This window comes from Conchiformibius steedae, assembly GCF_014054725.1.
Classification (GTDB): Bacteria; Pseudomonadota; Gammaproteobacteria; order Burkholderiales; family Neisseriaceae; genus Conchiformibius; species Conchiformibius steedae.
Genome location: NZ_CP059563.1, coordinates 2,006,707 through 2,026,313 on the forward strand (window position 1 = coordinate 2,006,707; position 19,607 = coordinate 2,026,313).

At 54.0% G+C, this 19,607-nt stretch carries 19 protein-coding genes; all 19 read right to left on the reverse strand.

The window, feature by feature from the left end:
* Positions 1–10 precede the first annotated feature (10 nt).
* The 19 genes from H3L98_RS10245 to H3L98_RS10335 all read right to left on the reverse strand — a co-directional run bounded on the left by H3L98_RS10245 (position 11) and on the right by H3L98_RS10335 (position 19,458).
* A complete protein-coding gene (locus tag H3L98_RS10245; protein WP_027021947.1) occupies positions 11–811 on the reverse strand; it encodes a DNA adenine methylase in 801 nt (266 codons plus the stop codon).
* Between the two features lie 378 nt (positions 812–1,189).
* A complete protein-coding gene (locus tag H3L98_RS10250) occupies positions 1,190–2,647 on the reverse strand; it encodes a GIY-YIG nuclease family protein (protein ID WP_051532042.1) in 1,458 nt (485 codons plus the stop codon).
* A gap of 78 nt (positions 2,648–2,725) precedes the next feature.
* Positions 2,726–2,959, reverse strand: coding sequence for a hypothetical protein (locus H3L98_RS10255; RefSeq protein WP_027021949.1), 234 nt, complete (start codon positions 2,957–2,959; stop codon positions 2,726–2,728).
* A 4-nt stretch (positions 2,960–2,963) separates the two neighbouring features.
* Positions 2,964–4,730, reverse strand: coding sequence for a hypothetical protein (locus H3L98_RS10260; RefSeq protein WP_051532043.1), 1,767 nt, complete (start codon positions 4,728–4,730; stop codon positions 2,964–2,966).
* 2 nt (positions 4,731–4,732) lie between these two features.
* Positions 4,733–5,089, reverse strand: coding sequence for a hypothetical protein (locus H3L98_RS10265; RefSeq protein WP_246327821.1), 357 nt, complete (start codon positions 5,087–5,089; stop codon positions 4,733–4,735).
* Entirely contained in the window at positions 5,089–6,012 is a 924-nt protein-coding gene (locus H3L98_RS10270) for a hypothetical protein (RefSeq protein WP_027021950.1), read from the reverse strand. Before H3L98_RS10270 ends, H3L98_RS10265 begins: the two co-directional genes overlap by 1 nt.
* Positions 6,013–6,242: 230 nt before the next feature.
* The gene (locus tag H3L98_RS10275) at positions 6,243–6,425 is read right to left on the reverse strand and encodes a hypothetical protein (RefSeq protein ID WP_156932258.1); all 183 of its coding nucleotides are present in this window, start codon (positions 6,423–6,425) and stop codon (positions 6,243–6,245) included.
* Positions 6,426–6,428: 3 nt separating this feature from the next.
* Positions 6,429–8,180: a hypothetical protein gene (locus H3L98_RS10280; protein ID WP_051532044.1), complete on the reverse strand. Its 1,752-nt coding sequence runs from the start codon at positions 8,178–8,180 to the stop codon at positions 6,429–6,431.
* Positions 8,181–8,186: 6 nt separating this feature from the next.
* A complete protein-coding gene (locus H3L98_RS10285) occupies positions 8,187–10,016 on the reverse strand; it encodes a hypothetical protein (RefSeq protein WP_051532045.1) in 1,830 nt (609 codons plus the stop codon).
* Positions 10,017–10,040: 24 nt separating this feature from the next.
* Positions 10,041–10,451 carry a hypothetical protein gene (locus H3L98_RS10290; protein ID WP_246327822.1) on the reverse strand — a complete coding sequence of 137 codons (411 nt, stop codon included), beginning with the start codon at positions 10,449–10,451 and terminating at the stop codon, positions 10,041–10,043.
* The gene (locus H3L98_RS10295; RefSeq protein ID WP_027021953.1) at positions 10,448–14,278 is read right to left on the reverse strand and encodes a tape measure protein; all 3,831 of its coding nucleotides are present in this window, start codon (positions 14,276–14,278) and stop codon (positions 10,448–10,450) included. The genes H3L98_RS10290 and H3L98_RS10295 overlap by 4 nt, the downstream gene beginning before the upstream one ends.
* 154 nt (positions 14,279–14,432) lie before the next feature.
* A complete protein-coding gene (locus H3L98_RS10300) occupies positions 14,433–15,197 on the reverse strand; it encodes a phage tail tube protein (RefSeq protein ID WP_051532046.1) in 765 nt (254 codons plus the stop codon).
* A 2-nt stretch (positions 15,198–15,199) separates the two neighbouring features.
* A complete protein-coding gene (locus H3L98_RS10305; protein WP_027021955.1) occupies positions 15,200–15,667 on the reverse strand; it encodes a phage tail terminator protein in 468 nt (155 codons plus the stop codon).
* A gap of 140 nt (positions 15,668–15,807) precedes the next feature.
* Complete coding sequence (locus H3L98_RS10310) at positions 15,808–16,302, reverse strand: phage virion morphogenesis protein (RefSeq protein ID WP_084481865.1); 495 nt, start codon at positions 16,300–16,302, stop codon at positions 15,808–15,810.
* Positions 16,295–16,696, reverse strand: a complete 402-nt coding sequence (locus tag H3L98_RS10315) for a phage protein Gp36 family protein (RefSeq protein ID WP_027021957.1) — start codon at positions 16,694–16,696, stop codon at positions 16,295–16,297. The genes H3L98_RS10310 and H3L98_RS10315 overlap by 8 nt, the downstream gene beginning before the upstream one ends.
* A 3-nt stretch (positions 16,697–16,699) precedes the next feature.
* On the reverse strand, positions 16,700–17,686 hold the full coding sequence (locus tag H3L98_RS10320) for a major capsid protein (RefSeq protein WP_034333188.1): 987 nt from the start codon (positions 17,684–17,686) through the stop codon (positions 16,700–16,702).
* A gap of 23 nt (positions 17,687–17,709) precedes the next feature.
* Positions 17,710–18,189 (reverse strand): hypothetical protein, encoded by a 480-nt coding sequence (locus tag H3L98_RS10325; protein ID WP_027021959.1) that lies wholly within the window; start codon positions 18,187–18,189, stop codon positions 17,710–17,712.
* Between the two features lie 17 nt (positions 18,190–18,206).
* Positions 18,207–18,536: a hypothetical protein gene (locus H3L98_RS10330; protein WP_027021960.1), complete on the reverse strand. Its 330-nt coding sequence runs from the start codon at positions 18,534–18,536 to the stop codon at positions 18,207–18,209.
* A complete protein-coding gene (locus H3L98_RS10335; protein ID WP_182078433.1) occupies positions 18,529–19,458 on the reverse strand; it encodes a hypothetical protein in 930 nt (309 codons plus the stop codon). Before H3L98_RS10335 ends, H3L98_RS10330 begins: the two co-directional genes overlap by 8 nt.
* Positions 19,459–19,607: the final 149 nt, after the last annotated feature.

Below are 19,607 nucleotides of genomic sequence, written 5' to 3' on the forward strand. Positions count from 1 at the left end.
AATCTGTCAGCTATATATTATTTTTGAACAACGGATAGTTGGCAATCAGCAGCTCGTTGGCACGCTGGTTGCCGCCGCTGGGTACGCTGTAGCGCAGTTTAACGGGCAGCGTGTGGAAGCCGTCAAATATCTCTCTAATCTGCGGCACATCGTTGATAGACAGCAGAAATTTACCCTTAATCCCGCGCAATTGGGTTGCCAATGCGCTAAAATCATCACGGCTGAAAATACCCTTGCCGTATGCGCCCTCGCAGCCCCAATACGGCGGGTCCACATAGAAAAAGGTATCGTCGGCATCGTAGCGGCGGATAAACTCGCTATACGGTAACCGCTCCAGCATCACGCCCTGCAAACGTTGGCGGCTGTCTGTCAGCTCCTGCATCAGCTTTTGTGGGTTGAAGCGTGGCGGACGGTTGCGGCGCGATGCACAGCTCTGCTCTATCACGCGCCCACCAAAGCTCAAACGGTGTAAATACAGGAAGCGCACGGCACGCTGTACATCGGTCAGGCTGTCGGGCGGGGTGGCTTGTAGCCGTTGATACTCATCGCGGCTGGGCAGCATCTGCTCGGCAAGGCGCAACAGCTCTGGGCTGTGGTTTTGAACCACCCGATAGAGATTGATAATGTCGGCATTGATGTCGTTTAGGGCTTCGGTGCGGCTGGGGGATTTGTGGAATAGCAACCACGCTGCGCCCGCAAACACCTCTGCATAGCAGTGGTGGGCGGGAATCAAAGGGATTAGCGTGGAAGTTAAACGGGATTTGCCGCCAAACCAGCCGCGAAGCGGGCTGGCGGGTGGGGAATTAGCCATTAGTTTCCTTATTATTGGTACTCGCGGCACTCTGGGTTAAAGGAACTCTGTGGCACTCTGAACGGATTAAAAACTAAAACGGTTCATCACTTTACATTTACGGCATTTAATTTCTACCGTGCCGCCTGTGGCGCGGGCAAGTAATGACAAACATTTTTTACAACGAAGTTGGCGGTATTGCATCTGTGCAGTCCTTTTGCGTAGTGTTACAATCGCGCCGCCTAGCTAGGTGGCGGCATTCTGACGCAGGCTGCTTCTGCTGATGGCGCGGGGCAAATGGTGTTGGTAGCACCGCTCCGCGTTGCCGTCTTTCTCAAAAAACGCCGCCAGTATATCGGGCGGCGTTTGTCTTGACTGCTTGCGGCGTTTCAATACACTTTATGTTTCCTGCTCCAACAAGTGATTGAGGATTTTATCGCGCTCGCCGTGTGCCATTGCTTCAATCCGCAAGGTTTCGCGGTATTCGGCAGCTTCGGCGGCAAGGGTAAACTGTGCCTGAATACCCAGTTCCGCCAGCTTGTCTTTAAGCTGTTGCGGGCTGACACGGAAAAACTCTTTACGGTGGTTGACCTTGTTTACACGGGCATCGCTAAAGGCGCGGTGCAGTTGTTTTTCCAGCGCGGGCGCATCGTCTGAATAAATAATGGCGTGTACGTCAAACAGAAACGGTACGGACGCATCGCCCAGCTCACGCACGCGGTCAAGCGGTTCAAGGCGGCGCGTCATGCCGATTTTAACCATGTTTTCGCCAAACGAGCCGATATTGGAAATCAGGTAAACGTGTCCCGCACGGGTTTGTTGCGCCATAGACAGGGCGCGTTGGTTTTTCTCTTCCGCTTCTTTAAGTTTTTGGCTTAAATCTGCCAGTTGGCTTTCGTATTGGGCGCGTTGTTCGGCGGTGGCGCGTTCCAATTCAGCGCGGGCTTTGTCCATTGCTTTTTGCAGCATGGACTCTTCTTTGGCGGCATCGCGCATGGCTTTTTCGTATTCTTTACGGGCGCGTTCTTCTTCGCGTGCCTGTTCGCGGATGGCGCGTTGCTGTTCGCGCTCTTCCGTGCGTAGCGTGTGCAATACGCTTGCCCACTTTAATTCTTCTTGGCGCAGTTGGTAGTAATCTTTACGCACCGCACCAGCAAAAGCGGCGGCTTTAGCGTGGTATTCGGTCAGCGCGTAAATATCTGCCAGTTCTTGTTTGAGTTTGCCGTAGTTTTCGTGTTTGACTTCGGCAAGCAGTTGTTCGGCTTTGGTATTGAAAAAATCCAGCAATACTTTGGAAACAGCGGCATCGCCTGATGTGGCATTGCCTGACTGAATGCTGTCGCGCACTTGTTTGCGGCAGGTTTTCAGCTTTTCGCCTGCGTTGTGGATACTGTATTCTTGGGCGATGTCGTCAATCAGTTGCACGGACGGAATCAGATACTGGTCGCCGTAACCGTTGATGCGCCGTTGTATGGCTTGTTCGGCTTGGCGTGTGGCAGATAAGCTGCGCTGGGCTTCGGCTTTGGCTGCTTCCAATTTGGCTTGTGCGGCATTTAGTTGTTGTTGGATTTGACGTTGTTTTTCCGATAATTTGTTTTGTTGTGCAGCATATTTGTCCTGCTGTTTTTTCTCGCGCTCTGTCTGTTCGGTTCGCCATGCTTTGCGTTCATCTTCCAGTTTGCGTTTTTCCGCATCAGCTTCGGCAATCATGGCTTGCTTTTCCTGATGCAGTTTTTTGTTTAATGCGTCCAGTTTTTCCTGATTGTTTTTAAAGTTCTTTTTGCCCTGAATATACACACCCGCAAAGAACATACCCAACAACAAACCTGCAACAATAATCAACTTAATCCATGCCATAATCGGACCTATCTGTTTGCCATGATGTTAAAAAACTGCTTATATCACAGATAAAAGCAGTTTTAAACAGGATTTAAATCACACATCAATCTCAATGACAGTTAAATCAGGTGCAATCTCTAAAATCCGCCCCGTGGAAACATCGTAAAACACCGTCTGCCCCACCTGATAGCCCGTGCCATACAGCACCACCGCTGCCTTGCCTGCGGTGGTTTGTGCCGTCCATGCGCCGTTACCTTTGGGGGCAGTGATTTTGGCAACGGCGCGGGTTTCGTGGGGTAAAACGGCTCTTAATTGTTGCAGGATATTCACGGTGTTAATCTCCCATGTAACGGTCAATGGTTAAGGTTTGATAGACAGTGGGCGCATCGTTTTGCACGCTGGCAGAGATGCTAATCCCCGTAATCACGCCGCGCCATGTGCCGCCTGCTTCGGCGAAACCCCACAACTCGCCCAAACCTGCCCGATGCAGCCCGTATTTGGGCATTAGCGGCAGTTTGACGGTCTCTATTTTGTGTGTGCCTGTATCGCTTAATGCGGCGATGCCCGCAGCACGGCAGACGTTTTGCGCGGCATACAGCGGATGGGTTTGCGCGGCGGTGCGCGGGGTGCTGTCTGTACCGTCACGGCGCACCAACGCGGCATAGCCTTGTGCATGGGTTGCCCATACTTCCGCGCCGTTGCAGCGGGCAGAAACGCGCACTTGCCCGCTAATGGATAATATTGCGCTATCAGGCACTTGCACTTTGGGGGCAATCTCGCGCAACAACCATGCGGGTGCTGACCAGCGTTTTTTGAGGCTGATTTGTGGTAATTCGGGGTGGCTTTCTACGAAACCGCCTGCGGTGGTGGCAATTTCGGAAATCACTGCCATTGGCGTTTTGTCCGACAAGGCATATACGCCCGCTGGAATCAGCCAATCGGCGATTTCCCAATTTGATATTTTGACCCCTGTAAACTCAAGCTGTTGCGCGGCAATTTGGCGGGCGTACAGATTGGGGGCAATGCCTTGATTAACAGGCGCATAATCCGCGCCTAATAAGGCGGTTACGCTGCGCCCCGTTACGGTGTAGGTTTTGCGCCCGAATACGCGGTTATCGCCCCATTGCTCTGCCATGATGCGCCATGTTTCGCCGTTGATGTTGATGTCAATCAGCGGCGCATCGCCGTGGGCGCGGCTGGACAGGTTTAAGCGGGCAAACTCATCAGGCGGTAGGGTCAGGTTGCCTTGCCAGCAGTAACCGCCCATATCTGCGCGGATTTCAGCGGCAATCAGGTCTAAAGGCTTGCCGTCAAAGCTGGCAGAGATATGATTTTGCATAATATAACTGTCTCGCGGTGGAATTTCCGTGGATGTCTGCCCACAGGCAAACGGCAGCGGGATTTGCGCGGCATCGGGCATCATGCGGCGGCGCAGGAACGGTATCGGCAGATGCCCCGCATCGGGGCGCGGGCAACGGCGGCGGCGTGGCGGGTCGGGACGCTCAATCACGATTTCGCGCCATTCGCACGGCGGTTGCGTGCTGGGGCTGGTGGTGGTGCGGGCGCAGGAAACCACGTCTGCGCCGTGCTGGTGTGCTTGGGCGCAGCCTTTGACACCCGCTGCCGTGCCTGTTTGTGTGTTGATGCAGCCGTGGCGCGGTAATACTGCTGTTGTTTCCACCGCAGCACAGGATAGGCGCGGTGCGCCCGCTGTGTTGCCTGTATCAGCACAATGGCGTACATCGGCGAACACATCAGCCAGCAGCTTGGCGCAGGCAGACAGGTCAAACGGTACACGCCAGTTTGCCTGTGTTTCGTGGTACAGCTGTGCGAACACGGCAGACGGCAGGAAGCTGCACGACACCGCGTCCGCTGCCTCGCCCCAATTATGGCGATGCTCGGCTGCGGTACTTGCGCCTTGCCAATGGGCGTTTGCGCCGCCTGCATCGCTTTTGCCGTGCGCCCACGCCACACCCCAACAGGCAGACACGATGGGCGGCTGCGGTTTGGGTTTGGGCGTGGCATCATCGCGCTTGCCGAAGGGTATCGGTAACGTATCGGCGGCGTGGTGGCGGGTGGTATGGCTGAAACGGATGTACATGGCTAACCACTATCCACTTTGGGGCGCACAAAATCATACGCCACTGGCTCGTACTCGCCCTTGTAATCCCGCGCTAACAGCAGATAATCGCGGCGGTGGTCAAGATGGCTCAAGCGGTATGTGCCGTCTGCCGCGCTCCAAGTGCTGCGGACACAGCGCATACTGGCGCAGTCGTACAGGTAGATTTTGCGGCGGGCAGGTATGCCGTTTACGGTAACAATGCCCGCACCCGTCCCCGCAATATAGCCCTTGCCCGAATAACGGCTGCTCACCGCCGCACGGCGCGGCAGGCGCAAACTGATATTGATGCGGCGCGGCGGACGGGTACGCAGCGGACGGCGGGTAATCAGCAGGTTCATCAGGACTCCCAGTGGCTGACATTGAGCAGGTAATAACCGCGCTCTTGGTCGCCCGCGTTAAACTTGAGATACACATCATCTGTGCCATCAATCACAATCGGCGAACCGTCATGCACAATCCGCAAATTATTGTGTGCCTTAAACCAGCCGGGCATCAGTCCGCGCAGGCTGTAACGCTCGCGGACGGTTTCTTCCGCCAAATAAATCTCTGAAGCCAATGTACCGCCGCTAATCACATCGGGATAGTCGGCGTTTGCCGCTGCAAAACCCAAACTGTGCAGCAGCACGCCCGCTTCTGTTTCCGTATTGCCCCAAGTCCGCGCCATGCGTGCGCTGTTGCCGTAGGTGGTGGTCAATGCACGCAAATTGCCGTTAGACAAATAATCGTAACCGTCATAATGGCTGGATACAAACAGCGTATTGCCCGTGTCATCAGGTATCAGACTGGGGACATCGCCAAAAAAGAACATGGAGCAACCGTTGGTTTTGTAATAGTCGCCCATCGCGCCCACAATCAGGGTAAAGGCTTTGTCATGCCCAATTAACCACCAGCGGTCAGTGTTGTTTACATCCCGCTCAACATAGCCGAAACGGTCGTAGTTATTACTACGGTCACGCCCAAAATAGCCCGTTCCCGCATCAATGCCCGTCATCTCGCGGTAGGGGTGCAGACGCACCGAGCGGGTGCTGCTGTTATCTACGCGCAAATAATGGCGGTTGCTTTCGCCCGATGCGCTGCGAAACACGGCTACATTGGGCGTTTCAAAGGGCATATCCCAGCCCAAAGCGCGTTTTTCGCCATAACCTGATACCAAACAGGCTTTTAATACGGTTTTAAGGCTGCCAGCGGATGCGCTTAATTGGGGTGCGCCGTTGTCTTTTGACGAGAATAAAGTAACGGGTTTTAAAGTGGTTTGAATCATTTTGCTTATCCAAATCAAGTAATGATGAAGTAATATATAGGTTTCAAATGGAGTTTGACTGATGCACGACATTCAAAAGCAACAACATATTGCTTTATGTTTAACCAAAATACTGTTACGGCATCACCCCGAATATATTTTTGGCTCATTAAGCGGGGAACATACAGAAAACGACCAAGCCCATCGGCTGGCGCAATTTTGTCAAACGTTGTCGCAAGAATTAAATATGTTTAATCAGCTGCAATCTGATGATGTGAATAAGATTTTTCACAATCCCAATCAGTATGTTGATTAAGTAAGGCAAATCCTGCTGCCAATTCCGCTGCCAAATTTGCCGAATATGGCACACCGCTTTGCGCTAAACGTTGCAATAAGGCACTTTTCAGCAGTTCGTTGTCTTTTGTGGTAATCATGGTTTATTCCTTGTTTAAGATTTCCGTGTTGCCGCGCAAACATACGGTCACACCATCATTTTCAGCTTGTTTTTCGGTGGACGGCTGCACCACACGCAGCAGCCATACCGCTAAAATCGTGCCGCTGGTATTGAAACGGATACAGTTACCCGCCCGCCAGCCACCACCAAATGCCAAATGTGGCAAGGTAAAATACGGCTTGCCCGTGGCGGGATTAACGGGGGCAAGGTCGTTAAGCGTATCCGATTGCAGCACCAAACCCAGCTGCTCGCCGTACAGGTCAAACTGGGTGTCGGATTTGAAGCGAATCAGCCAACGCTCGGTAATTGCGCCATCGGCGGTTAATGCCATTGGGTAATCCTTAACATTGACACGGCTTAACAGCGCGTCGCCTTCTCTGATTTCTTGCCATCTGCCGCGCCATGCGTCTTGGGCAAACGGCTCGGTGGCGCGGACTTGTAAGTCGCCGCCCAGTACCGCGCTGGATACATGGGTGTTTTCCTGCGGCCAGTCGCGGGATAAAGCGTTTTGCAACTTGATTTCGCCGCTGATGTCTGTGGCGCGGATGCGGTTATGCTCTTCCCACACACAGCACGCCGTTAAGGGCATTTTGTAGCCCGCCAAGTCTAAATTGGCTGCCCACGTCAAACTGCCAGCCGCCAAATCCACGCTGTATTTATCCGCCAAGACGTGTTGCCCGTCTGCGTCCAATACGCAGATGCGTTGGTTGTTTTGGCGGGGCAGTTGTATGGTTCTGCCTGATGTGTGTGCTGACCCAAGGTCATGTTTAAGTTTGTTGGAAATCAAAATGGTGTCGCCCGCACGAAACACAGGCACGCGCCCGTCTGCGGGCAGGCGCACGGCGTTAATGCCTGTGATTTTGCCGTCCAGCGGGATATAGGCTTGCGATACGGCGTTGTAGCGCACCGATTCGGGTGGTAGCGGTTTGTCAGCGGCAACTTCATAGTAGCCTGTTTCGTAATCTACTTTTCCCGTCAAATCGCCCGTAATACTGCCGTTGGCTTGGCTTTGCCCGATTAGGGTTTTACCGTCCACATCGGCGTAAACGGTCAGGCTGCGGGGCTTGAGCGGTGCGGCGGCGGTGTGTCCGTAAAACTGCTTGACTTGGTAATCGCCCACCATATACGCACCCGATAACACGCGGATTTCGGGCGTTTGGTCGGGGGCAATGCCTTCTACTTTGACCTGCCCGCTGAACGGGTTAAAACTGCCCACCCGCTCGCCTTCGCCCGTGGTGTTGTTAAAGTTTTTATACAATACGCCGTCCCGCTCAATAATGACTTCGCCTGCAACATCAAACCGCCACGAATTTAAAACACCGCTGCGCGGAAACGGAATCCCCGCCAACACGTCAAAAACGTGTGCGCCCTGTGAAATGGTTTCGGAAATGGTGCGCGTTTCGGGCGCAGATACCCATTCTGCCAGTGCATTGGTGGGGGCAATCACTGCCACTTCGGTAACGGTTTCGCCGCTTTCGGATACAACTGCCTGATAAGTCGGTGCATCTGTTTGCAGGGCAAACTCGTTGTAGCGGTGTACATGGATTTGGGCTTTCAGCGGGGTTTTGGGAATGCGGATGTTGCCCGTGCGGTAGTCCACGTTTGCGCCGTCAATCCGCACACCTTTGGCGGTAATCAAACCGCCGTTGCCGTCATCGTACAGACGCAGGCTGTTGTCGGTAATATGGGATTTTGTGACTGTGATGTCGTTGCTGTTACGTTTAAAAATACTCATCGCTTATTATCCTGACGTGGCTAATGGGTAATTGCGCTTGGGCGCGGCGGGGGCTTGATGAACAACGGGTTTGGCTTGGCTGCGGGTGTGGTAGATGTCCTGCAAACCGAACGGGAAGTACAGGCTTAAACTGCCTGCCTGTATCTGTGAACCAACTGTAAACGTCATCACCTCGCCATCGGTTACAGGAACGGTTTTGCGCTCTGGCGCGGCGATGTACTGCTCTGCCGCCAAGCCCACCGATGCGGCACTCAAACGGGTGGGACGTAACTCGCCTGCGGCATACAGCAGATAACCGCCGCAATCGCCGTTTAAAAAGCTGTGATTGTCTGATGCGTTGCGCGTTGCGCCATCATTCCACGTCAGCCGTACCGTGCTGGGTTTCAATAAGGGTTTGGGGGTAGGCGGTAAGGCAGTGTGGGTGGTTGAGACGTTTTGCGCCTGTATCGCCGTTCCTGCCTCGCCGCCGCCGTATGCCCTGTAAAAATCGGCTGGTGACCAGTAACACATCAGCTTGCTGCCATCGTCAGGCACAACGGGCAGCGATACTGACACCGACCCCGCCGCCGTTACCACACCACGGCGCACGCCCTGCGAATCGCGCAGGAAACCGTCGCCCGCATCGTCCAAGCGATACCATGCCCGCCCTGACCGAAACAGCACACTCGCCGAGCCTTTGGCGGGTTTGGGGCGCAAGGTCAGCACATACTCTGTGCCGAGATTGGTCTGGTCAATTTCAATGGTGGCGGCGTAGGCGTGGTTATAAAAACGGGCAGCAGGCACGGCGTAAACCGTTCCCACATTAAGGTTTTTCAGCCCAGACACCACGCCTTTTTCATAGTCAATCTGTAAAACCGAAGCCCCGCGTTTGAGTATGCCCGTGGCATCGTCTGTCCAACCTGCCAGCTCTACCGAGCCGGGTAACACGGGGCTGTCCAAATACAGTGCCCCCGTTACCGTCCCCGCCTGTGCCACTTGGCGGCGCGGCGATGTCGGAATCCACAACGGCTTACCGCCGCTAAAATCATCGGTATGCGCCGTTTCAACAGTGGACGTGGGAACCAGTTTTTCAAAAATGGTATCTACATGAAGTGAAGCATCGCCCGCCGTTCCCGCCGCCGCCAAAGGGCGTACACCGTAATAACGCCCGCTGTCGGCGATTTGGGTTTCCAAAATCAATACATCAGGCTCGGCATAACCGCGCACGGCATCGGGCAAGCCTTCATAATCGCGGGACAGTGGGTCTTGGGTTTCCAACTTAATAAATCTGCGCTGAAATTCGCCGTTTGAATCCACATAAGTGCGTACTTCACTGCTGATTTTGACCACGCGGAAATAGTCGTAAACCTTTTGCCCCGTGTCGTCCGTATATTGCAGACAATAGCGTTCGCCCACCAAAGGCAAGGGATACTCGTAACGCTGGTAGGCGGTAATAATGCGGCTGCCCTTGAGTTGGGTGTTTAACAACGTCATGCGGCTGCGCGATGCGGGGACGGCGTAGGCTTCCACTCTCGCCATTGCTGCTTGCCGCTCTTGACCATAGTGGTCAGCGGCAAACATTAAAAACGACACATTGGACGCTTTAGGCGGCTCGGACACCACCATATGCGACCCCCACAGCGCGGCGGGGACGGGTTTCAACACGCCACCGTAAACCAATCGCGCATTAACGCGACCGTTAATCAAATCCACATCGGAAATCGGCGGAAACAACTCATTGGCTGCGCCCGTTAAAACAGTGGCGGTCATTTTGCCGCCGCCATCGGGCGTATCGGTATTGCGCTGCGACATATACAGGCGCAGGTCTTGTTCTGTGAGTGCGGTTTTTTGAGGCATATTTAGTCCTTATTTAAATGGCATTTAAACCGTCATTAAACAAATCTCGGCGGTGTAGCGTTCCGCGTCCGTTTCGGGCGTAGAAAAATGGACAGGCGCAATGTTGTTAAACGCCTTATCATGCAGCCTAAACATGACGTTAAACTCGCGCCCGTCATAATGGGTTAGGGTCATCATCAGCTCTGGCACGTCCGTCCAATCGCGCAAGGTGCGTATCACACCTAACTCTAACCAAACCCAATCGCCTGCCAGAGTGATGGGTCTGCCGCTGCGCTTAACGCCCTGTTGAATTACCTGCGCCCCTGATAGGGTGCGCTCGGGCGCGGCTTGGGCGACTGCGCTCCAATCGTACTCATCCGTCCAGCGCATATCTTGCGGCAGGACGATACTTGCGCCGTTGTCTTGGCGGGTTAAGGTGTAGTGTTCGTGCATCATCGACTCCGTTGTAAAGCATTGTCTAATTGTGCAACAAAGCCTTGTACCGCCATCTCTGCCACTTGCTTATCGCGCTGGTGCAGTTGGGCGATAATCTCATCGCTATCCACATCAACCTGCACATTGGGCGGCGGCAGTTCGCGTTTTTGACGGCGTTGGGCTTCGCGTTCTGCCTGTTGCCGTTGTCGTTCCGCTTCTTGGCGTTGGCGTTCTGCTTCGCGTTGGCGTTCCTGCTCGATGCGTTGGGCTTCTTGACGCTGCCTTTCGGCTTCGGCTTCCGCTTTTTTCTGCTGCTGACGGGCGTACACCTGCTTTTGCAACTCTATGGCGCGGTCGTATTCGGTTTGTGCGTCCTGATTGCCTGCTTGGGCGGCAGCATCGCGTTTTTTGCCGAGTTCTTTTAACTTACGTTGTTGCGCCAGCCGCGCCGAAGCATCGCTGTCGCCGTTTAATTCATCCAAGCTGGCTTGCAGGTCTTCGCGGGTTTGCTTGGCTTCATCCGCTAATTGCTGCATTTTGGCGCGGGCTTTATCAATTTCGGCACGCAGATTCGCCAGTGATGTTTTGTCCAAATCACGGGCATGGCTGATGGCAACGGCTTCTGCCTTTGCCAGCCGCGACATCACGTCCGTGCCACTATCGGCAGCGGCATTAAGCTGTTGGGTGGCGGATTGGGCGTTGTCATACGCCGTCCACATTCTGTCCACATAGATTTGCCAATGCCCTGTGGCTTGGCGGGCAACGTTACCCATGCTTAACAGCAGGGCTTCCGACATACTGCCAACCTGCTTACCACTGGTACGCAGCTCTAACCAGCGGTCTTGTATATGCCCCCAATAGCCGTCCACAGTGGCGGCTTGGGTGGCAACGGCATCGGTGTTGCGTTCTATGGCATCGGTGTTTTGGTCGGTTTCGGCGGTGTGTTGTTGAGTGGATTCGGTTTGCTTTTCGGCGGCAGCAGCGGCTTGGTGGTGGGCTTTGGCTTGCTGCTCGGTGGCTTGCTTGGTTTCATTGGCGGCTTGCAGGGCGGCTTTGCCTGTGGCATCAACTGCTACTTTGTAACCATAGGCAGCAGCTTGGTTGGCAACCCAATTGCGCTGGGCATCGTTGCCGCTTTTTAAGATAGATTCCGCCGCATTCGCAAATGCCTGTTTCAAACTTTCTTCACTTGCCTGCCCGCTTTTTTTAACGGTCTCAAACGCCAAACGGGTCTCTTCTGCTGACAAGCGCATGGCTTCTTTGGATTCAATGCCGAGTTTTTTAAATGCAGCGGCAGCAGGGTCAATATTGCCTTTCAATTCTTGCAGTTTTTGGTCTGCTGCCAAAATCCCCAACTCCACTTGGTGCATGGACAACTTGCCCTCGTCGCCCAAAGCGCGATAACGCTGTTTGACGGCATCAATATCGGCTGCATTGGCTGCACCTGCCACCGCGTTGGACAAGGCTTGCCGCAACAATAACCCCGTATCTGCACCTGTTTTTTTCAATGCGTCTAAATTGTCATCAAGGGTGTTAATGTTTTCCAGCATTTCGCGGATGGTGGGCGTGGGCTCGTCCATCGCTGCCCGTAAATCCAAGCCCAAACCTTGTGCGGCACTTTTGGCATCGGCAATGGCTTTGGATGTTTTGTCAATGGCTTCGGCGGCAATATCAGCGGCTTTGGGTAACTCAATCCCCATCTGTTTGTGCCATGCGGTAGCGGCTTTGTCGGCTTCGGCTTGGGCAGCAGCGGCGGCTTTGGCAAGTTCGGCAGCTTGTTTTTTGGCAGATTCTTCGGTGGCTGTACCAACGGCAGCTTGGGCGCGGATTTGCGCTTCTGCGGCTTTTTTGGCAGCTTCTTCGGCGGCAGCAGCAGCTTGGGCATAGGCGGCTTGGGCATCTTGCACCATGCGTGTGCTGCGCTCGGCGGCGGTATCGCCCATCTTGTCCCAAGCAGCGGTGGCTTTGCTTTCAAAACTCAAGGCAGCTTGTTCGGCTTTTTCAAAGCTCTTACCCGCTTCTGTGTGCATGGTTTGGGCGAACTCGGTCAGTTCGCGGCTCCAATCGCCCCACGACAGTTTTTCCAAGCCTTCCGCTGCCCATGCCAGCGTTTCTTTGACCGCACCCGAAAACAGGTTAAAGGCAATCCCGACACCCGCGACACCGTCACGCATCACGCCAATGGCAAGATTCAGGCTGTCCACCGTAAAACGTATGGCATCAAACTCGCCCTTACCATCGCTTAAAATCCCACTAATCGCGCTGCCCAAATCATTGATATTGTCAAAAGCCGTTGTCAGCAAACCGCCGATTTCCAAGCCCAATTCTTTCAACAGCGCGTAAGCAGACGATAAAGCCTCTTCCAAGCCGCTGATGGTTGCCCCGTCAATGTTTTTAAGCTGCTGCTCCAGCCAATCTACCGCTGCGCCGATGTCTTTCATCACAGCAACGGCAGCATTGGCGACCTGACTTTCGCCCAAATAATTTAAAAACTCGTTGTAACGGTTTTGCAAGAGATTGATTTGCCCGCCCAGCGATTCGGCGTTTTTGGCGGCTTCCGCACTAAAGGCTTCTTCTAATGCCGCACCGAAGCGCGGCAGAAACACTTCCGCTGCCAAGCCGTTTTCCACCATTTTTTCCAGTTCGGCACTGGTTACGCCCATGGATTTGGCAGCGATTGCCATTGCAGGGGTCAGCCGCTCGCCGAGCTGACCGCGCAGCTCTTCCATGCTAACCTTGCCTTTACCCGCAATCTGCGACAAGGCTAAAAACACGCCGTTGGCTTCTTCGGCATTTAAGCCCATTGCCGCAGCCGCCGATGCCACGCCTTTAAACACCTGTTGGGTTTGTTCGTGCGTGATGTTCAGGTCTTTGGTGGCAGATGCCAATTGTGCATAACCATCGGCAGCACCCAGCAGCTCCAAGCCCAAGCGGTTGGCTTCCTCGCGCACAAACGCCAATTGCGCTGCGCCCGCTTCTGCACCGCCAAAGGCATAATTTAACTTGGTTGCCACTGCGGAAAATTGTTGGGTAACGTCCAATACGGCGTTGATACTGCCTTGCAGTGCCAAAACCGATGCCGCCGCACCTGCTGCCGCCACACCGATTTTGCCGATAGACGATGCTATCGGAGTCATATTGGTTTCAGGCAGCTCGCCCATTTGCTGCCGCAGGGTTTGGATTTGGCTTTCAGCAGCAGCGGTGGCGCGTTTGATTTCGGCACGCGATACGCCTGCGGCGTTTTTTAAGTCGCTTAAGGCTTGTTGGATTTTGGCAATTTCTGCTTCAGCATTACTTTGTACGTTCAATCCGAGTGTATGGCGGGCAGTAGTCAGTTTTTTGAGTTCGGCAGCTTCTTGGTTGAGTGATTCCAACTGCTGTCGGGCTACGGCACTTTCACGGCGTAATTGGGTTTGTGATGCAGCCAAATCACGCGCACTGATGCCTGCCTGCTGCATGATTTGGCGGGATTGGTGCAGTTCGCGGTTCAGCTCTTCCTGACGGATTTTCAAGGCGGCGGCTTGGGTTCTGGCAGCTTCAAAATCTTTAATCAGTTTGTCGGTCGGATTGGTTTGTACGGCTTGCGCCAGCTCTGCGGTTTTTTTACGGGCAGCCTCCAACTGTCCTGCTACATTTTGCGATTCGGCTTTGAGACGGCGGAAACCGTCAATCAAGGCTTGTTGTCCGCCAATTTCGCCAAATTCACGGTTTAATTCAGCGTATTTATCTTGCAAGTGTGCAGCATCGCCGCCTGCCGCTTCAATTTCCTGCGCCAAACGGTTAATGTTTTCCAGTCCGTCCACATTGGCGGAAATCTCTACACCTGCTGTGATAATATTGTCTGCCATGCCTTATCCGTTATTTAAATGGGGTTTTAAAATCGCCTTAAATGCTTTTCAGGCAGCCTGCATTGTGGCAGTTTCGGCGTGCGCGGACTGCTTGGGGCGTTTCAATACAAAACCCCTGTAAGCATTTACTTACAGGGGCTTGTCTTAATGCGGATTAGTTAAATTCTTCATAGAAGTAAGGCGCGTTGTTGCCGTCTGCCAGCACCACTGTGCCGTCAAAGTCCGCCTTGTTGAAATCATCCGCCAGCCAATCCAGCTCGCTGCCTGATTTCAGCACCGCGCTGGGGATATGCAGGCTGAACTGTTTTTGACTGGCATGGTTAAAGCCGTCCACCCACAGCTCCAAATCAAAGTCCGCCAGCGTTTCGGCGGCAATGCGGATACCGCCGCCTGCACGGGTGCTGTACGTTACCTTAATGTCTTCGCCCTTGTTCACATTGGCGCAATCGGCTTTGACGGTAATCCAGCCCATATTGGCATTGACTTCAATATCGGTGGCGGCAACGGCATGGTTGCCTGTGTTTTTGACCTTAACAGTGGCGGGGTCAATGTTTTTGTTTGCCAAATCCAGCATAATGCCTTTTTCGGTTACGCGCACAATTTCATCCGTAACCTTGTTGGCAGCCGTATCCAGCATCACCGTTTCGCCCATCAGAATCATTGCCAAGGTCGTCTTATTAAACGTGTCCAAAGTCATGGCGATTTCGGTGGCATCGGCAATCGTTACCGAATCCAAAGCCTTGCCTGCCGAACCTTTTTTGCGGCTGATGCGCTTTTTGGTTTCGCTTTTGGCTTTCAGCTTCAGCGATGTGGTATTGCCCATTTCAAGGCGCGGGCTGCCTGCGATACGGCGGTTGCGGGCATATACCGTGCCTTCCACCAAAAAGCCGTTGTCGTTGTCTTGTACGATTTGCGTCATCGTCAAACTCCTGTGTAATTGGAAATAATTTCGGTTTCAAAGCGCATCGGATACAGCGCAAAATTATCAAAAAACTGAATCGGTGCTGCCTGTACTTCATCAAACGGCGAAGCGGTGAGCGGACGGCCGACATCATCACGCGGATGCCAGCCTTGCAATGCACCGCAAATCCGTGCCAGCAGCTCGCCCACATCGGGCTGTTCGTGGGGTACGTCTTCCGCGCCGTAAAACTGCTTTGCCAAAATCAGGCTGAAACTCAAGCGTTTGCGCTTTTGCTGTTTGGCTTTAACCCCATCGGCTAAAGGCAGCCAGCCGTCAAACACCGCATACAGCGTGCCGTCCACAGGGCGGATGCTGTTGTCGTCCAACATCTGCGCCAATTCGCGCACACCCTGCACCGCATACACGCCTTGCACTTGGCGCACCTGCTCCAGCAGCACGGGATAGATTGCCAGCATATTGTGGTTCATCTCAATTCCCTTTCGGTTTGAAACCCCACCGTTTACGGTGGTAAAATCAGCTTGATATTCAGGCGTGGCGCAAGCCCGTCCGAATCAGGGCAACACATTAGGGCTGTGCTTGATGTGCAGCCCTGTGTGTTGAAACATCATCATTTACCCCCTATGGCGCGTTGCAAATGCTGCTGCAACAAGTCGTTAATATCGGTGCGGTCGGTGGTGGAAATGCCAAACATCGGGCGTGCCGCCATTTTCGGCGTACCAAACTGGTGGTATTCCGTGTAAAACACATTGGTTCCCACTTGTGCTAAATTTTCGGTGGCATGGCTGGTTATGCTGTTCAACAGGTGTCCCGTATCGCGCAGCAGCCGTTGCGGGTCGCGCAATTTGGTGTGCGCTGCTTGTTTGCGCGTTTTGCCGACCGTTACCGCATAGCGGCGCACGGTGGACGGTTTCCACGCTGCCCACGGTGTGCCGTCGGGCGCGGTTTTGGTTTCAAAGCGTTTGCGTGTTGAGTTTTCCAGCAGCGTGGCGATTGCGCCCATAGTGCGGCGCATCTTGCCGCTGTCGCCCAGTCTGCCGTGCAAGGCAGTCAGCAGGTTGGCGGCTGCGCCCAAATCGGACGAGACGTTAAGTAAGCTAGACATCACGCCACTCCACAGGCTGATTGGGTACAACCACCACCACGCCTGTTTGTTTGGTTTCAGGCAGCGCGTCCAAACCCAGCATGGCGGGGTTTTTAACCACTTCTTTTAACCATTTGACGGCTTCATCGTAACGCTTTTGCACGATTCCCGATGTGCCGTTTTCATACAGGTAAAAACGGGCAATATCGCAGGCTTTAACCGTCAGGGCGCGTGGCGGGGTTGGCGGCAGCCGCACAAAACCCGCCGCCGACAGATAGCTGCCTGCTTCCGCCGCCGCATCCGCCATTGCCTTATCCAATACGGCATCGTCAATGGCGCGGCGGTGGGTGCGGTCGGTCAGCTTAATCAGCTCGCCCTCGCCGAAGCGGTCAATCATGTCTTGGCGGGTAATCACGCTTTACACCTCCAAACTCGCCACCAGTTCGGGGCGCAGGGCCATTGGCAGCGGATTGGATTGCATATGCACGCTCCAGCCTTTTTTGTGGTCTAAAGGCTCGCGGCTGGCGTAATATGCCAATGCGGTGGTGTTTACCGTGTCGGACATATCGGCAGGCGCAAAAAATTCAGCATACAGTTTGCGTCCCACAGGCAGCAAAATGGCTTGGTTGTCGGCGATTTTTGCGCCTTTCGCGCCAAAGTCGCCCGTGTAGTGGATGAACTTCACGCCGTTGTGTTCAAACTCCACTGTATTCAAATGATTGCCTTCGCGGTAGGCTTTGCCGTCCATATAGCGTTGGTATAGGGGCTGTACGGACGGGTGGTATTTCAGCGCGGTCAGATAATCAATACCGCACAACACTACCCAGCCTTGCACCATCGCGCCTTTAAGCAGCTTTTTGTGGGCGGCAAGGGCTTTGTCCATTGCCAAACCGACATTGGCATTGTTGTTGCCCAAGTCAAAATTCAGGGTTTGGCGTTTCAAACCAAACTCTTTATACAGGTCATACAATACCGTGCCGTCCGCGTCCAAAATCTTGCCCTGCAATGCGCCGAGCATCAGATGTTCGCGGGTAATCTCTAACATGGCTTTGCCGTCTGCCAGTTTTTCATCCACTTTCTTTTGCACCGTTTCGGCTTGGGTACTGCCGAAGGCGCGGATATTTTGCACATCATCGGCACGCACCACGTCATCAACGGGCAGATGCGGGATTTTAAAGGTGCGGCTTTCGCGGTGTTTGGGCGGCACGTTGTTGCCGGGATTGCCGCGCGGCTGGCTTTGCACCACACGCAATTCGCCTGATTGGTTTTCTACGTCCACATAAGTGGTATTCAAAAAGCGTGCCTCGAACAACGCCAAATCGCGGATTTGCGTGGGCGCAGCAGGCAAACGGTTAATGGCTTCCGTCAACGGACGGACACCGAATTTGCTGTTATCGGATAACATGGTTTTTTTCCTTGTCAGTTGGCTTACAGGTCAAGATGGTCTTCGCGGTCGGGGCTGTCTTGTGCCGATTCGCCGTCCGCCCGTTCACCATGTGCAGGTGGCGAACCATCTGTAACAATCGGTTCAGGCGGCGGATTGTCTTTTGTAATCGGTTCATCAGGACCAATATTCGTTACCTTATCCAGCGGGGCATTGGCATACATAATGCCGTAGGGGTCGCCGTCTTTTTGCAAACCCTCAAACGTACCTTCGGTACTGGCGGCGGCGCGGGCTTCGTCCAAATCCAATAATTCTGCGTTAATCACACAGTTAAACGGCTGTACAACAACCTTGCCGTTTTGCTCATCACTTAATGCCACCAGTTTTTTACCCTCACGCGGCAGGTAGTTCACAAACTGCCCTGCCTTTGTGCCTACGGGTGCAGCCACAAGGGTACGGGTTTCGGGGGTTTGTTCGTACAACAGCAGTGCGCCCAAAATACGCGGCAAACTGTTTTTGCTCATGTTTTGACCTTTCTTGTTTATTCAGACGTGCTTTGATAGACGATGCCATAGGCATCACCATCACGCTTCAACTGTTCCAAACCGCCCGCACTGCTAATGGCATCGGCGGCAACGGCATCAAGATTAATAATGCAGTTGTGCGGCTGCACAACGACTTTGCCGTTTTGCTCATCGCTCAACGCCAGCAGTTTCTTACCGCGCAGCGGAAAATCTACAAACGTCCCCATTTTCGTGCCTTTATCGGCAGGTACTTCAATGCGGGTTAGGCGCGTGGCTTCGTATTTCAGCAAATCGCCCAGCACAGGCGGCAGGCTTTGCGGATGGGTTTTGGCTTGGTATTCAGACATATTTTTGCCCCTGCGGATTGGTGGCTTCGGCAGCCGACAGCTTCACGCCGTCACCCTGCGGTGTTTCGGCAGGCGCGGTGTCGCCCGTTAAAGACGGCGGCAGCGGCGGTTTTTCGGCGGCTGCCGACAGTTTCAAATCGGCAATCAACGCATCTGCTGCTTCGGGGCTGGCGGACAGCAGCAGCTCATAGGTTGCCGCGCTGATACCGTCAAAACCGTTGCCGTCTGCGGCAGGTTTTGCGCCTGCTGCCGACAGCTTTTTGTCCACCTGCGCTTTCTTTTCGGCGGCGGCTTTGGCTTTTTCCAGTTCGGCGGACTTGGCTTTTTCCGCTTCCAACTCGGCTTTCAGTTTGTCAAATTCGGCTTGCTCTTCTTTAGTCATGTTTTGGCTTTCTTGCTTGGGTTTTAAATCGGGTTTAAAGGTTTCGCTATCGCTTAACACCACGGCGGACGTGTGCTTATCTACACCTACCGCCACAAACGACACTTCGCGGACAGTACAATCACGCATAATCACCATCGGACCAGTCAGCTCTTGTCCGTTTACGGTGGCAGTTGCGCCTGCCGCCAGCTCTTCCCATCGCGCCGCCTGAATGTAGGCGGACATTTCCCACGGGAAGCCTTGGTCGGCAGATGTGGCAATATCCCGTCCGTGTTCGTTGTCCAGCAGCGTGCCGTTAATCAGCAAGCCGCCTTGTCCCAACGACAGGCTGCCTGCACCCGCTTTGCGGTCGGGGCTATGCTCTACCAACACGGCTACGCGGTCGCGGTAGGCGATATTGGACAAGTCCACGATATACGGCACGTCGTATTGGACAAACGGCTTGCCCGAATGGGCGACACCGCTAAAACGGCGTACCGTGCCGTCGGCGGCAAAATCCACCGCCGTCAGCGCGGCGGCCAGTTTGACGGATAGGGTCATGGCAAAAAAAATAAAAAGGGAAAACATCGCCGATTATGGCGGGTAAGACGGAATTAGGCTGCTTGTGCCGTTTCAAATCATTTTTGGGCGCGGAAAACGCAAAAAAACGCCCGAATGTACGCATGGCATCGGGCGTGGTTGGTCTAATA

What these genes read in the sequence shown, in the direction of transcription:
- H3L98_RS10245 (WP_027021947.1), bottom strand. Translation starts at nt 811, where the DNA reads ATGGCTAATTCCCCACCCGCCAGCCCGCTTCGCGGCTGGTTTGGCGGC.
- H3L98_RS10250 (WP_051532042.1), bottom strand. Translation starts at nt 2,647, where the DNA reads ATGGCATGGATTAAGTTGATTATTGTTGCAGGTTTGTTGTTGGGTATG.
- H3L98_RS10260 (WP_051532043.1), bottom strand. Translation starts at nt 4,730, where the DNA reads ATGTACATCCGTTTCAGCCATACCACCCGCCACCACGCCGCCGATACG.
- H3L98_RS10265 (WP_246327821.1), bottom strand. Translation starts at nt 5,089, where the DNA reads ATGAACCTGCTGATTACCCGCCGTCCGCTGCGTACCCGTCCGCCGCGC.
- H3L98_RS10270 (WP_027021950.1), bottom strand. Translation starts at nt 6,012, where the DNA reads ATGATTCAAACCACTTTAAAACCCGTTACTTTATTCTCGTCAAAAGAC.
- H3L98_RS10275 (WP_156932258.1), bottom strand. Translation starts at nt 6,425, where the DNA reads ATGATTACCACAAAAGACAACGAACTGCTGAAAAGTGCCTTATTGCAA.
- H3L98_RS10280 (WP_051532044.1), bottom strand. Translation starts at nt 8,180, where the DNA reads ATGAGTATTTTTAAACGTAACAGCAACGACATCACAGTCACAAAATCC.
- H3L98_RS10285 (WP_051532045.1), bottom strand. Translation starts at nt 10,016, where the DNA reads ATGCCTCAAAAAACCGCACTCACAGAACAAGACCTGCGCCTGTATATG.
- H3L98_RS10290 (WP_246327822.1), bottom strand. Translation starts at nt 10,451, where the DNA reads ATGATGCACGAACACTACACCTTAACCCGCCAAGACAACGGCGCAAGT.
- H3L98_RS10295 (WP_027021953.1), bottom strand. Translation starts at nt 14,278, where the DNA reads ATGGCAGACAATATTATCACAGCAGGTGTAGAGATTTCCGCCAATGTG.
- H3L98_RS10300 (WP_051532046.1), bottom strand. Translation starts at nt 15,197, where the DNA reads ATGACGCAAATCGTACAAGACAACGACAACGGCTTTTTGGTGGAAGGC.
- H3L98_RS10305 (WP_027021955.1), bottom strand. Translation starts at nt 15,667, where the DNA reads ATGAACCACAATATGCTGGCAATCTATCCCGTGCTGCTGGAGCAGGTG.
- H3L98_RS10310 (WP_084481865.1), bottom strand. Translation starts at nt 16,302, where the DNA reads ATGTCTAGCTTACTTAACGTCTCGTCCGATTTGGGCGCAGCCGCCAAC.
- H3L98_RS10320 (WP_034333188.1), bottom strand. Translation starts at nt 17,686, where the DNA reads ATGTTATCCGATAACAGCAAATTCGGTGTCCGTCCGTTGACGGAAGCC.
- H3L98_RS10325 (WP_027021959.1), bottom strand. Translation starts at nt 18,189, where the DNA reads ATGAGCAAAAACAGTTTGCCGCGTATTTTGGGCGCACTGCTGTTGTAC.
- H3L98_RS10330 (WP_027021960.1), bottom strand. Translation starts at nt 18,536, where the DNA reads ATGTCTGAATACCAAGCCAAAACCCATCCGCAAAGCCTGCCGCCTGTG.
- H3L98_RS10335 (WP_182078433.1), bottom strand. Translation starts at nt 19,458, where the DNA reads ATGACCCTATCCGTCAAACTGGCCGCCGCGCTGACGGCGGTGGATTTT.